The organism is Leuconostoc falkenbergense (assembly GCF_045801155.1).
Lineage (GTDB): Bacteria > Bacillota > Bacilli > Lactobacillales > Lactobacillaceae > Leuconostoc > Leuconostoc falkenbergense.
Window position 1 is genome coordinate 1,735,445 of the sequence record NZ_CP174386.1, and the last position, 14,834, is coordinate 1,750,278.

General features: G+C 39.0%; 10 protein-coding genes. All 10 read right to left on the bottom strand.

The features are described 5' to 3' along the window. Window positions 1–57: 57 nt before the first annotated feature. The 10 genes from ACI3ES_RS08775 to ACI3ES_RS08820 all read right to left on the bottom strand — a co-directional run bounded on the left by ACI3ES_RS08775 (window position 58) and on the right by ACI3ES_RS08820 (window position 14,712). Window positions 58–180, bottom strand: a complete 123-nt coding sequence (locus ACI3ES_RS08775; RefSeq protein WP_004911390.1) for a putative metal homeostasis protein — start codon at window positions 178–180, stop codon at window positions 58–60. A gap of 124 nt (window positions 181–304) precedes the next feature. After that, entirely contained in the window at window positions 305–3,166 is a 2,862-nt protein-coding gene (gene uvrA / locus ACI3ES_RS08780) for an excinuclease ABC subunit UvrA (protein ID WP_317212325.1), read from the bottom strand. Between the two features lie 35 nt (window positions 3,167–3,201). Continuing rightward, a complete protein-coding gene (uvrB, locus tag ACI3ES_RS08785) occupies window positions 3,202–5,214 on the bottom strand; it encodes an excinuclease ABC subunit UvrB (protein ID WP_114666908.1) in 2,013 nt (670 codons plus the stop codon). Window positions 5,215–5,318: 104 nt separating this feature from the next. Then, complete coding sequence (locus tag ACI3ES_RS08790) at window positions 5,319–7,451, bottom strand: LTA synthase family protein (RefSeq protein ID WP_407631972.1); 2,133 nt, start codon at window positions 7,449–7,451, stop codon at window positions 5,319–5,321. Window positions 7,452–7,500: 49 nt separating this feature from the next. Beyond that, window positions 7,501–7,764: a YkuJ family protein gene (locus ACI3ES_RS08795; RefSeq protein WP_004911407.1), complete on the bottom strand. Its 264-nt coding sequence runs from the start codon at window positions 7,762–7,764 to the stop codon at window positions 7,501–7,503. A gap of 4 nt (window positions 7,765–7,768) precedes the next feature. After that, entirely contained in the window at window positions 7,769–8,794 is a 1,026-nt protein-coding gene (locus ACI3ES_RS08800; RefSeq protein ID WP_080519195.1) for a lysylphosphatidylglycerol synthase transmembrane domain-containing protein, read from the bottom strand. Window positions 8,795–8,803: 9 nt separating this feature from the next. Next, entirely contained in the window at window positions 8,804–9,811 is a 1,008-nt protein-coding gene (locus tag ACI3ES_RS08805) for a glycosyltransferase family 4 protein (RefSeq protein WP_260362635.1), read from the bottom strand. Further along, complete coding sequence (locus tag ACI3ES_RS08810; RefSeq protein ID WP_317212330.1) at window positions 9,812–11,038, bottom strand: glycosyltransferase family 4 protein; 1,227 nt, start codon at window positions 11,036–11,038, stop codon at window positions 9,812–9,814. A gap of 174 nt (window positions 11,039–11,212) precedes the next feature. After that, window positions 11,213–12,994, bottom strand: coding sequence for an ABC transporter ATP-binding protein (locus tag ACI3ES_RS08815; RefSeq protein WP_114666912.1), 1,782 nt, complete (start codon window positions 12,992–12,994; stop codon window positions 11,213–11,215). Beyond that, window positions 12,991–14,712, bottom strand: coding sequence for an ABC transporter ATP-binding protein (locus tag ACI3ES_RS08820; RefSeq protein ID WP_114666913.1), 1,722 nt, complete (start codon window positions 14,710–14,712; stop codon window positions 12,991–12,993). Before ACI3ES_RS08820 ends, ACI3ES_RS08815 begins: the two co-directional genes overlap by 4 nt. Window positions 14,713–14,834 lie beyond the last annotated feature (122 nt).

Here is a 14,834-nt window from a genome sequence, read left to right on the forward strand (position 1 = left end):
AACTAACTTAATTTTAACACAAAAAGCCGCCCTACAATTTTGTAGGACGACTAGATGCTACTTAGAAACTGTTTTTTGACGGGCTAGGTCGTGAATTGCCTTTAAGGCACGTTTACGCGTCTTAATATTAGGACTTTTCAACTTGCGAGCCGCTGAAGCAATGTCTAATTTTTCTGTCATTGTATGAGATCTCCAATTTGTTTTTTTGCAAATAGGGACGGAGTAATTAGTGTCTTATGACATTAATTACTCTAGCAATCTTACTTACAATTAATAACTATACCACATTTAAATAGGAATGCAACTATTTAGCACGAGCCAAATCACGTTCAATAATCGTTTTGAGATAACGCCCTGTATAGGACTGAGCTGTTTTCATGACCTTTTCAGGTGTTCCCGTGACTAGTACTTCACCACCACCTGCGCCACCTTCAGGTCCCATATCAATCAGCCAATCAGCAGATTTAATGACATCTAAATTATGTTCGATCACAACCACTGTATTGCCAGCATCAACCAATCTTTCAAGAACTAGCAGTAACCGCGCAATATCGTCTGTGTGAAGCCCTGTGGTTGGCTCATCCAAAATATACATCGTTTTACCATTAGTACGACGATGCAATTCAGATGCCAGTTTCATTCTCTGTGCTTCACCACCCGAAAGGGTTGTGGCTGACTGGCCTAATGTGACATAACCTAAGCCAACATCGTTAATAGTTTGCAACTTTCGGGCTATTTTAGGAATTGGCGCAAAAAAATCAAGGGCTTCAGTTGCTGTCATGTTCAGCACTTGTGAAATATTTTTGCCTTTGTAGCTCACTTCAAGTGTTTCAGAATTATAACGTGTGCCACCACATACCTCACAAGCCACATAGACATCTGGCAAAAAGTTCATTTCAATTTTAATAACACCATCACCACGACAATTTTCGCAACGACCCCCTTTGGTATTGAATGAAAACCGCCCCTTATTGTAGCCACGCATTTTTGCTTCATTTGTCTGTGCAAACAAATCACGAATATCATCAAATACGCCGGTATACGTAGCAGGATTTGAACGAGGCGTCCGCCCGATTGGTGATTGATCAATGTCAACAACTTGTTCAATATTTTCAACACCATCAATGGCACGAAAACGGCCAGGTTTTTCAGAATTATTGTTTAGTTTTTGCTTGAGGGCTCGTTTTAAAATCGTGTTAACTAACGTTGACTTTCCTGATCCAGACACCCCAGTAACAGCAATAAACTTCCCCAAAGGAAACTTTACGGTGACATTTTTAAGGTTGTTTTCTTTAGCGCCTTTAATGGTAATGTACTCACCATTTCCTGATCGACGCTTAATCGGCACGGGAATGTACTTTTTACCGGATAGATATTGCCCCGTTAAGGAGTTGGGATTGGCCTCTACAATCGCCGGTGTGCCACTGGCAACAATTTTTCCACCAAGTTCACCAGCACCCGGGCCAACATCAATCAGGTAGTCAGCAGCACGCATTGTGTCCTCATCATGTTCCACAACTACTAACGTATTACCTAAATCACGCATACGTTGCAATGATGCCAAAAGCATGTCATTATCCCTTTGGTGCAGTCCAATAGATGGTTCATCTAAAACATATAACACACCAGATAAATTAGAACCAATTTGCGTAGCCAAGCGAATACGCTGAGACTCGCCACCGGATAGTGTCCGAGCAGAACGAGAAAGCGTTAAATACTTTAAGCCAACACTTTCCAAAAATCCCAAACGATCTTTAATTTCTTTAATAATCTGCGCGGCAATTTCTGTATCTTGTTGACCTAAGCTGATACCATTAAAAAAATCAAGTTCTTGGTCAACAGGCATTTCAGAAACTTCACCAATATGCTTACCCGCAATTTTAACTGATAAAGCTGCCGGGTTCAAACGGTATCCGCCACAAGCTTTACAAGTCAACTCTGTCATGTAGTTGGCCATTTGGTCCCGTGTAAAATCAGAATTAGTTTCGTTAAACCGTCGAGTGATGTTGTTGATAACACCTTCGAATGGTATATCCACATCACGAACACCACCAAAATCATTTTCATAATGAAAATGAAAGTCCTTGTCACCAGAACCATTTAGGATAAGTGCTTTTTGTTTAGTGGTTAATTTCTCAAATGGTTTGTTCATATCAATCTTGAGTTGCTCAGCAAACTGCTTTAGCATTTCAGGATAATAATTAGATGAAATTGGGTTCCATGGTACGATAGCCCCGTCATTGAGAGACTTTTGTGGATCCGGAATAACCAAATCAGTATCGACTTCTCGGGTAACACCTAATCCTTGACAAAATTCACAAGCACCTAGCGGTGCATTAAAACTAAACAGTCGCGGTTCTAATCGACCAACACGAAAATCTTTTAATTCACCAAGGTAATGATCAGAATACTTTAGAACAATTGCTTCCACTTTTTCATCTCGTGAGACGACGTCAATTGTTACGCGACCAGCCGCGAGCCGTACTGCTGATTCAATTGAATCATATAAGCGTGAACGTGAGTTACCACGCAAAACGATACGATCAACCATTACATCGATATCGTGTGCTACATTTTTATCTAATGTGATATTGTCTGAGTCTAACTCAATCAATTTACCATCAACTCGGGCACGAATGTAGCCTTGTTTACGCATCACATCAAAAGCTGAAGCGTGTGAGCCACGTTGATGCTGAATGATCGGTGCAAAAACTTGTAAACGGCTACCCTCAGGCAACTGTTCAAGTACATCATTGACCATTTGATCAATTGTGTACATAATTTTTGTGCCGTCAGCCGGATCGTCTGGACGTCCAACTCGTGCATATAATAGCCTAAAATAGTCATTAATTTCTGTGACAGTCCCAACCGTTGATCTTGGATTATTGGAGGTTGTTTTTTGATCAATCGAAATCGCCGGTGATAGTCCATCAATAGAATCGACATCTGGTTTATCCATTTGACCTAAAAACTGGCGAGCGTAAGAACTTAAGCTTTCCACGTAGCGACGTTGGCCTTCAGCATAAAGTGTATCAAATGCCAACGACGATTTACCAGATCCCGACAAACCAGTGACAACAGTCAAGCGGTCTTTTGGTATATCCACATCAATGTTTTTTAGATTATGTGCCCGAGCACCACGAATTTCTATTTGTGTTTTTGCCATTCTTTTTCTCTTTAAATTAATTTAAATAGTGTTGGTTAATGACCAGCACGTGTTTTTAATGTCATGACACTATCACGCAATTGTGCGGCTTCTTCAAAGTCCAGCGCTTTAGCAGCTGCTTTCATTTGTGCCGTCAAATTATCAATAATAGCCTGTTGCTCATCTGCTGGCAAATCATCAAACGCCACTTGCGTCAAATCAACTGCTTTTTCATCCGAAACAGCAGCGTGCGTAATTGAAATAAGGTCTCTAATTTCCTTTTTAATGGTCTTTGGCGTAATGTCATGCGCTTGATTATAGGCCATTTGTATCTCACGACGTCGACTAGTTTCTGCCATTGCTTCTGCCATCGACGCTGTGATTTTATCGGCATACATGATGACATGACCATTTTCGTTACGTGCTGCACGGCCAATAGTTTGAATCAATGAGCGTGGATTACGCAAAAAGCCTTCCTTGTCCGCATCTAAAATTGCCACTAAGGATACTTCAGGCACGTCAATACCTTCACGTAACAAGTTAATGCCAATCAAAACATCGTACTTCCCTAAACGTAAATCACGAATAATTTCCGTTCTCTCTAATGTCTTGATGTCAGCATGTAAGTAGGCAACTTTAATGCCCAAATCTTTTAAGTAATCAGTTAAATCTTCTGCCATTCGCTTAGTAAGCGTCGTAATGAAGACGCGTTCGTCACGTTTCGATCGCAAATTAATTTCGCCTACTAAATCATCAATTTGGCCCATAACTGGACGTACCTCAACCTCTGGATCAAGCAGCCCAGTGGGACGAATAATTTGCTGTGCGATATGATCAGGTGTTACACGGTTCATTTCATAATCGCCCGGTGTGGCTGACATGTAAATGATTTGATTCACATGTTGCTCAAATTCTGGTAATGTTAGTGGCCGATTATCTAATGCACTTGGTAATCGAAAACCATAGTTCACCAATGTTTCTTTACGCGCCTTGTCGCCATTAAACATCCCCCTTACCTGCGGCATTGTCACATGGCTTTCATCCACCACAATCAGAAAATCATCTGGGAAAAAGTCAAGAAGTGTAAATGGTGGCTCGCCGGCTTGACGGCCATCCATCCAACGTGAATAGTTTTCAATACCACCAACAAATCCCATTTCTTCGAGCATGGCTAAATCATATTCAGTACGTTGCTTAATGCGCTGTGCTTCGATTAATTTACCTTCTTTTTCAAACTTTGCAACTTGTTCGTTCATTTCTTGGCGAATACCCTCAAGCGCAACACGCATTTGGTCGTCATCTGTCATGAAATGCTTAGCTGGAAAAATGGCAACATGCTCACGTTCTGCTACTGTTTCGCCTGTTAAAGAATTAATTTCTCGGATACGATCAACCTCATCACCAAAAAATTCTACGCGTAGCGCCATTTCATCCTGTGACGCTGGAAAAATTTCGACGACATCACCACGAACTCGGAAAGTGCCACGATGAAAATCAATGTCGTTTCGTGTAAATTGAACGTCAATAAGGTCACGCATTAGTTGGTCACGACCGTACTCATTGCCCACCCGCAAACTAATGACATGATCTTTATACTGATGTGGATCACCCAATCCAAAAATCGAACTGACAGAAGCCACCACGATTGTATCACGTCGTTCTAACAATGCACTTGTTGCCGAGTTACGTAATTTATCAATCTCATCATTGACAGCGGAATCTTTTTCAATAAAAGTATCGGAACTTGGTACATAAGCTTCTGGTTGATAATAATCATAATATGATACAAAATATTCGACAGCATTATTTGGAAAAAATTCTTTTAATTCGCTATACAGTTGGCCTGCTAACGTTTTATTATGGCTAAGAACTAGTGTTGGCCTTTGCGCATTCTTAATGACGTTCGAAATAGTAAATGTCTTACCTGTTCCCGTAGCACCAAGTAAAATTTGTTCTTTTACATTATTATTTAAACCACTGACTAGCTGCTCGATGGCTTGCGGCTGATCACCAGTTGGCTGATATTTTGAGACCACTTCAAATTCATGATCTGTTTGGTGTTCAATCATATTATTTTCTCTTTTCGTCACCGTATCACTATTTTTTGAGACAATCTTATTTCATTATATCAAAAAACGAACAAATGTTCTAGTTGAACCTTGTTCGCCATTTTTCACTTATCTGAATCGTCACTTTTTAACTCAGGTGCATCTGTCACATAATCGCTCAATGTGGATTTGCCCTTATTTTGTGCCAAAATACTTGATGGATTACTTTTTTGTGCCTTTTTCAAGGCTGCTAAACCAGCAGACTTTTTGTAATTATAATCTTTTTTGTTTATCGCATGGAAGTCTGATCGTGATGTATCAAATCTCAGCAAATCACCAGTGATAACCTCATCTGAATAGCCAAGCACTTTTGTCGCATAAGCTGACATAGTTTTGGCTACCTTTTTCAGTTGCTTATCGGCACTTTCTGTGACCTGCTCTCCCGTTTGCGTATTAAAGTATTGATTATTAAACTTTGTATAAGTTGGCGTTATCCAATCACCATCTCGGAAAACAACTTTACCTTTGTAATTGCTCGATAGCATATCTTGCCCAAACATAGTCATCCCATCATCTGGCACGCCTAACACGTCCAACAAAGTTGGCATCATATCAATTTCACCACCATAAGTGTGATTAATACCACCTTTGAGACCAGTCGCATGAATCATAAACGGCACCTTTTGGAAATTGGCTAAATCGTAATTCGTGATTTTGTCTTTTCCAAGTAATTGCGCAATTGCTGGTTGATGATTTTCAGAAATACCATAATGGTCACCATAAAGCACAAACACTGAATTATTATAGAGTCCAACTTTTTTAATGTACGTCATTAATTCGCCAAAAGATTGGTCCAAATAATGAGCTGTTTGAACATAGCCGTCAACTGTATTATCACCTGTTTTGGTCGCCGGAAAATCAATGTTTTGCTTATCCAAATCGTATGGGTAGTGGTTAGTAACCGTGATTAACTTTGCATAGAATGGTTGTGGCAGTTGCTCAATATACTGAGCACTATCTCGTAAGAATATTTTGTCTTTCATCCCATAACCAATGTTATAATTTGCCTTATTAGCGTTGGAATAGTAAGATTTTGAAAAGAAATAGTCGTAACCAAATGATTTGTAGGTATTATCTCTGTTCCAAAAGCTGGCAACATCGCCATGAAAGGCTGCCGTCGTATAACCACGTTGTCCCAAAATAGCCGGCAATGACTCAAACGTATTATTGGTGCCATATTTAACCATTGCTGAACCAGTTGCTAAGCCAAACAATGAATTTTCCTGCATCATTTCAGCATCAGAAGTTTTACCTTGCCCCACTTGATTATAAAAATTATCAAAGCTCAACGTATTTTGGTCATGATAAAACTTATTTAAATTAGGCGTTACTTCTTGACCGTCAACTTTATAATCAATCAGAAATTGTTGGAATGATTCCAAGTGAATCATAAAAACATTTTTGCCTTTTTGTGTACCATAGTATTGAATATTATCTGGCAATTTTTGTGTTGCAACAAATTTTTTAACTTTGGCCAAATCGGTTGGTTTAGCACGCTTCCGACTTTCTGTTTGATTATAAGTTTGAACTGCATTGAACACAGCATACTCATTCAACCCAAGATATTTAACGATATAATTATTATCAAACGAACGTGTCAATAATCCTGAACGGTTCGTCGATGCAATACCATAGTCAACAAACATTAAAATCACACCAAACAATGTTGTCAAAATAGCAAATTTTTTCTGAACACCCTTGCGGTCAATTGTTAACTGCTTAAAAACAACCAGAGCAATCAAAATAATGATGTCTATGAAAACCAAATAATCGGTCCAATGAATAATCGCAGCGATAGATTTGCCCAAGTTATTACCGGTCGAACTCCCTGATCCTAAAATACCCATCGATAGAAAATCAGAAAATTCTCGATAGTACAGCATGTTTGCAAACAGCCAAACAGATTGAATTAAGTTGAAAATAATCGCCAACCAGTAACTCAATGCACCACGAAAATATAGGGCGATACTAATAAATATAATAGCCGTTGGAATTGGATTTAGAAACAACAAAAATTGCTGTGTTGCGCCTTCCGCCCCTAAGTTAAAGTTCATATGATATTCGGCAAACATTTTCAGCCAAACCAACATCACATTCAGAATAAAAAACCAAACAATTGGTGCCGATGTATCCATCGTACGTTTTATTTGTCGCCACCATGTTTTAGGACTAGAAATTAATTTTAATAAACGTTTCATTGTCGTCAACGCACTCCTTGCTAAATTAAGAAAATTGCTTGGTGCTCTCCTAATAAATTAGTTTGAAATCGTGTAGCACATCGTAAATTTCAATCGCTACGAGGTCGATATCATCAAATTGGAATTGTCGCACCTCTCGATGTTCTCGAACAGTCCATATTTGCGTTAATTGGTCATAAGTAACTTGTAGTGCCTCAATGCCAAATGCATCAAAGCGACGCGTTTGAACGGCATTATCGGTTGAATCGATCATCGCTCTGAGTCGGTTTAAGATTTGTTTCAAATCACTTGTGTGACGTGTGTCATTGTCCATGCGCTTACCTCACATTTTTTCGCGCTGGTATTATATATGCAATGATACCAGCAAATATACCAAAATAATACGTAATTAATCGCCAAATCAAAATGACTAAAATCAGCGTAGCTGAATTTTCAACGAATGGTGAAAACAAGAGTTGAAAACTTAACTCGGCACCACCAACACCACCAGGGATTGGAAATAACGAAATAACCATAACAATCATAATATTCATTGTGACAATTAGCCAAGGATTTACCGAAGCATAACCGAACGCACGAATGACAAAATAAGGAATCAAATAAAAAACAACCAGCTGCATCATCGTAAATATTGATGAACCGACTAATGATTGCCAACTACTAATTACTCGTCGTGACTCTTCATGAAAGTTATCAATTTTTTGTTTCGTCGTTGAAATAACACTGTCAAACCGTTGTTTTGACATAACGCGTTTAAACAGTGGGGCCACAAAATCGACTAGACGTAAAGTCAAAGATGGCCAAAACATCACCAAGGCAATACCCACAATGACAACCGCGTGAATAGCAATCGCAAATGGAATGAATGTCGCAAAGGTTGGCGCAACTTGTGAATAGATGAAATTATCTGCCGCAACATAACCTACTATAAAGAATAGCACGACAACGACTTGGTAGACTAAAAATTTCATTAAAATAACAGACATTGCCCGACCAGATTCAACACCTGCCCTCGCTAATCCGTACAATTGAGCGGGTTGCCCCCCAGTAGCAAAAGGTGTTACACCTGTACCTAATAAGTTCAGTAAAGGTACACGTAGTAAGGCGAAAAACGAAGTGTTTTTTCGGTCCGTTTTGTTCAATAGCACTCGTGTTGCCGCGGCTTCAAAGGCAATTGACACAATCATCATCAAAAGACCGCCCACTAACCAACGCCAATCAAGATGTTTCAGTGCTTCTTCAAGCTGCTTTCCTTTGCCACTTAATTCCCGCGTTAAAAAATAAATAACACCCGCGGTTAAAACGGTCACAATAATGATTGATAATCTATCACGTTTTAACATTGTTAAGACTCACTTCCCCAATAAATTCGTGTAAACAGCTTTTAACTGTTGACCAATTTCCGGTAAATTACGAGCTTTTGCTAATTGATACCCCTCATCTCGCAAATCTGTTAATTCACCATTTAATATTTGTTGCATTTTACTTTCAAATTCATCAAAACTGTGCGCTTTGTAACTGTTTATTCCATCCTGTAACCAATTATGATAAACCGGAATGTCACGCACTAACACATTTTGCTTTGATGCTAATGCTTCGAGCACAACAATACCTTCAGTTTCTTCATAAGATGGATATAAAAATAAATCCGCGCCTTGAAAGGCGCCACGAATCACATCACCGGTAATGTAACCGGGGAAAATCAAGTTTCGTGGATGATCCCCCTTAATGAGGCGACTAATTTTACCCGGCACCAATCTTAAATCAGTATAGCCAAACCAAATAAACACATACTCAGGGTGGCGTTTTGCCAATTCAACAAAATCTAAAATACCCTTTCGCTCAAAAAATAATCCAACGCTCATGACTACTTTCTGTTCATCCGACAAATCAAAATAATCTCGGAATTGACGGATTTTTTCGTCATCATGTGCATATTTTTCCAAAGCTATACCATTTGATATTGGTACGATAGGTTGGCTTAGCCGATAGCCACGTAAAAGTTGCTTAGAATATGGCGTTGGGGTGATAATCGCATCAGCCTTCGAATACAACGATACTAAATAACGTTTAAACAACGGCGCAATCATGTTAGATCCAATAAATGAGTTACGAAAATCCTCATAGGTAGAATGGCCATGATAAACCACTTTTTTCCCCAACTTATGTGCCTTATTAACCATGTGATGGCTCTCAACACCATAAGTATTAATGTGCAAAATATCATAATCTGTCGACTTAGGGTCAGTTGTGACAACCACGTCAGTATGTGATAGCGCTTCTTGCTGTAATTTCAAGGCACGACCAATACCGGATTTTGCAATTAACTTTTGATTTTCAAAGTAAAGTAAAACTTTCAATTAACTTCTCCTAAATGGATTGCGCAAGATACGCTTCATGTAGCCAACCTCTTCGTCATTGGGATACTCGTCATCAACATCATCAGCGTGATAATCAGCCAAGATATCTTGATAAAAAGCTAAGACACGTTCAGCAAATTTTGTGGCATCAACATCTTTCATTTTAGCTTGACGAACTTGCTCATCTGCCAATGTATTAGGTCGTTCAAGATATTTTTGAACCGCTGCTAACAATTCATCATAATCACTAACTAATGTGCCAATTGCTTCATTGTCAACTAAATTATCCAAGTATGGAGAATGAATCGCCACAAAAGGACGATTGGCAGCCATAGCTTCAATAAATGTTAAGCCTTGCGTTTCCGTGTCTGAGGAACTGACGAATACATTTGCCATTTGGTAATAATCGCCAATATCTTCGTGATTAACCATCCCTGTAAAAATAACTTTATCTTCTAATTCAAGCTCTGCCACTTGCTCAAACAGAGATTTTCTAGCTGGTCCATCACCGGCAATTACTAAACGCGCATCTGGCATCACTTGCAGCAACTCTGAAAAAACCGAAATTGTCATGGCGACATTTTTTTCAAAAGCCAATCGACCTAGAGACAAAATGATTGGTTGTGTATCATAAAAATGATAATTATGTCGCAAATTAACTTGTGTAGAGCGACGCTTCGGTAGTGATACGCCAGTTGGTATAATTCGCATTGGTACTGTAATACCATAGCGTACCAGTGTATCTTGTACTAATTTAGAAGGTGCAATAACGCCAGCCATACTCATCATATAGGCTTTCATGATGCGACCCACACCATTTGGTCCAATGAGCATTCCTTTGGCAAAATAATGTGTGTAATCCTCATACATTGTATGATACGTGTGCACAGCCGGAATTTTGAGTTGTCGCGCCACAAATTTACCCAACAAACCAAGTGAAAACTCAGTTTGTGTGTGTACAATATCAAGTTGGACCGACTTAGCAATTTCAACAGCTTGAATTAAACCACGAAAAGCCAATCTTCGATCCTTAAAACCGAGATATGGCACACTTGAAAAACGATAAATATATGGTTCAAATTTATTTTTAGGCACTTTGGGATCTGTCGAGGTAAATATGTAAACCTGATGTCCTTGAGCTTCTAATGCCTCTTTTAAAGTTTTGATTGAGGTCGCAACCCCACTGACTTGTGGGAAATACGTGTCCGTAAACAAACCAATGTTCATTGTCTCCTCCAAAAATTAAACGCACGCTAAACGTACGTATGAAACGCAATAGTAATAGTATAACATTTTAAGCGTTTTCCTTCCAATAATGACCCATTTTTAGCCTTTTTTACTATCGCTTATTCTCCTAATCAAAAGCCACTAATTTTTCGAAAAATTAGTGGCTAAACGGATTTATTCAAATACCATTTGATTATGATACAATTCGGCGTAAAAGCCACCTTCAGCAACTAATGCTTCGTGGGAGCCTTCTTCAATGACTTGTCCATCTTTTAAGACGACAATCTTATCAGCACCCAAAATTGTTTTCAAACGATGTGCAATCACGAAACTTGTCCGTCCAGCAATAACATTATCCATTGCTGCTTGAATTCTTGCTTCTGTAACTGTATCAACGTTTGAGGTTGCCTCATCCAAAATTAAAAATGATGGATTTGTCAAAATTGTTCTAGCGATTGAAAGCAGTTGCTTTTGACCAGTTGAAAATATCGAGTTTTCATCATCTACTTTGGTTTGATAAGTATCAGGCAATGTCATGATAAAATCGTGAATATTAGCCTGTTTGGCAGCATCGATCATCGCTTCGTCACTAGCTTCAGGATCCCCAAATTTAATATTATCAGCGATTGTGCCACTAAATAGCACAGAATCTTGTAACACAATACCAACATGATCCCGCAACGACTTAAGATCTAGATCACGGACATCAACACCATCGAATGTAACAGAACCTCCTGTCACATCATAAAAGCGATTTAATAGGTTCATCACGGTTGTCTTACCAGAACCAGTTGGCCCAACTAGTGCGACCATTTCACCTTTTTGAACATCAATTGAGACACCGTGCAAGATTTCTTTATCTTCTTGATAGGCAAAATGAATATCCTTCAACGCAACATTAGATGCAACGCCAGTCAATTTTTGACCATTGACCGGTGTGACTTCTTCGACTTGCTCATCAACATCACTTAATCGACGTGCACCAGTAACAGCCAACTGAAGCATGTTATAAATCGACGTAATTTGCGTAATCGGCTGATAATACTGCTGTGAATAATTAACAAAAACTACGATCAAGCCTAAGCCAACTGACTTATCCATACCATCATGCACAACCAGCCACGAACCGAAGAATATCACGATTGCCAAGTTAAGTAAAGACAATCCTTGCATCAGAGGAAATAACATACCTGAGTATACTTGACCCTTGAAAGTTGCTTGTTTGATAGTTTCATTATGTGGGGCAAAACCAGCAATTGAATCTTTTTGTAATCCTTGCGTAATAATGATTTTTTCACCATTAATTTGCTCGTTGATGTAGCCGTTCATTTTACCAGTGGCGTCTTGTTGTTGATCAATGTAGTGACGTGCACGACTAATAACAAACCATGCCACGATAATTGCAACCGGTGTTGAAGCCATTGTTACCAATGCGAGCTTCACATTTTGATTAAACATCATCAAGATAACACCGACAAATAGGGCAAATTGTGACAATAACTGGAAAATAGCTTGGTTCATCGCATTGAAAATATTATCCAAGTCAGACGTAAACAATGACAAAATTTCACCGTCTCGATGCGTATCAAAATACTTAATTGTCATCCGCTGCAATTTGGCAAACAAACCAATTCGCATACGACCAGAAGCTTCCGCACTAATGCGACTGGAAATAAAACTTGAAATGAACATGGTAATCGCAGTCACAACGAAGAACAACATCATCAAGCCAAGTGCTTTGTAAAATGGCGTCATGCTGGCAGTTTGATGCGTCTGAGGATTCATGTATTGTCCAACATAATTAGCCAATTCCGTAATAGCTTGACCCATATAAACTGGTGCTTTAACTTCAAAATAAATAGAAATGACTGTTACAACCGTAACAAAAGCTAAGCTGAGCCAATAACGCTTAAGATATTTTGCAAAATAGACAACCGCGCGTTTAATATCAGTCATGCGTTCGCTCCTTTCGCTTTCTGTGTCTCATAGATTTCTGTATAAATAGGGGATGATTGCAATAATTCTTGATGTGACCCAACACCAACAAGTTGCCCATTATCAAGCACCAAAATGCGATCTGCGTGTAATACGGAGCTAATTTTTTCAGCAATCACAAAGGTCGTGGTACCTTTCAAATCACGATCAAGCGCTTCTTGCACTAATTTTTCCGATCGCGCATCCAAGGCGGATGTTGAATCATCAAGAATCAAAATTTTAGGATTTCCGACCACGCCACGCGCAATTGATAAACGTTGTTTTTGACCACCGGAAAAATTGGCCGAACGTTCTTCAACTTCGTGTTCAAAGTTATCATCGTAACGGTTGATGAACTCCGCAGCTTGTGCAATTTCAGCAGCTTTTTGTAGTTCTGTTTCGCTTGCGCCTTGATTACCTTGTCTTAAATTACCCGCGATTGTACCACTAAATAAGATAGCGCGTTGCAGTACATACGAAACAGCACGACGAAGTGATTTTTCATTCACGTGTTTCAAGTTCACACCGCCAACGGTCACTTCACCCACTGATGGATCGTACAAGCGAGCAATCAATTGTGCTAAAGTTGTTTTTCCAGAGCCAGTTGCACCAACAATACCAATCATTTCACCAGACTTAACGTCAAACGAAATATTTTCTAAGGCTGGTTTTTGATCTCCAGGATAAGTAAAGGCAACATTTTTGAATGACACATCCCCGCTCAATTCTAATTCTTCGGCGTCAGCGTCATAAGTCAAATCAGGTTCCGTATCAAGCACTTCTTTAATACGCGCTAATGAAACGAATCCGCGTGAAGCAAATGTTGCCATCATGCCACCAATCATAATGGCAAAGAAAATTTGCATGAGATATGAAATAAATGACGTGATTGCAGCCAAATCACTTGGATGCTGGATAATACCACGACCAACAAATAACACGGCAGCGCCGATTGCCACATAAGAAATCAGCATGAACATTGGAATCATAGTCGAAAACAAATACCCAATCGTCGTGTTAACGTGTGTTAATTCATCAGAATTTTCAGTAAACCGCGTTGTTTCATTTTGCTCTTGGTTAAATGATTTTACCACTCGAACGCCCTGAAGATTTTCTTTTGCCAATGTATTCGTTTTGTCAATCAGCTTTTGAATACGCGTAAAGAACTTACCCATCTGCTTAAACACCATTTGTGATGATAGCGCAATCAAGATAACCATCAACACAACAATCCACCACAAACGTGGTAACGTCATCAGCGCAAGAATGAAAGCACCCACAAACAAAATAGGAATACGTGTCAATGATTGTAAAAACATCATGACAAGCTGTTGCACTTGGTTGACATCATTAGTCATCCGAACAACCAAATTACCGGCTGAAAATTTTTCGATATTACCAAATGAAAATGATTGAATTTTTTTGTATTCGTTTGCTCGAACGTCCGCTGCAATTGATTGTGAGACTTTTGCAGCGAAAATCGTATTGATAACACCAGCAACTAACCCAATTACTGCTAACACCAATAATTGAATACCATATTGCATCACTTGATTCTGATTATCGGCTATAATCGCCTTCATGATATTCTGCAATAGTCGCGGTTGCCACAACGAAGCACCAGCCATGACAATCACTGCCAATATTGAAAATGTAATATCACGCCAATACGGTTTTGCATGTTCTTTTAAAATTTGCATGTCATTCCCTCTTTCAACACACTGTAATTGACAGCGCACAATTTTTAAAGCTTTTGAACAGTGAGTTTAGTATAAAATAAATTACTTTGTCTGTCAATATAATATTTAATCCTATCATCAAA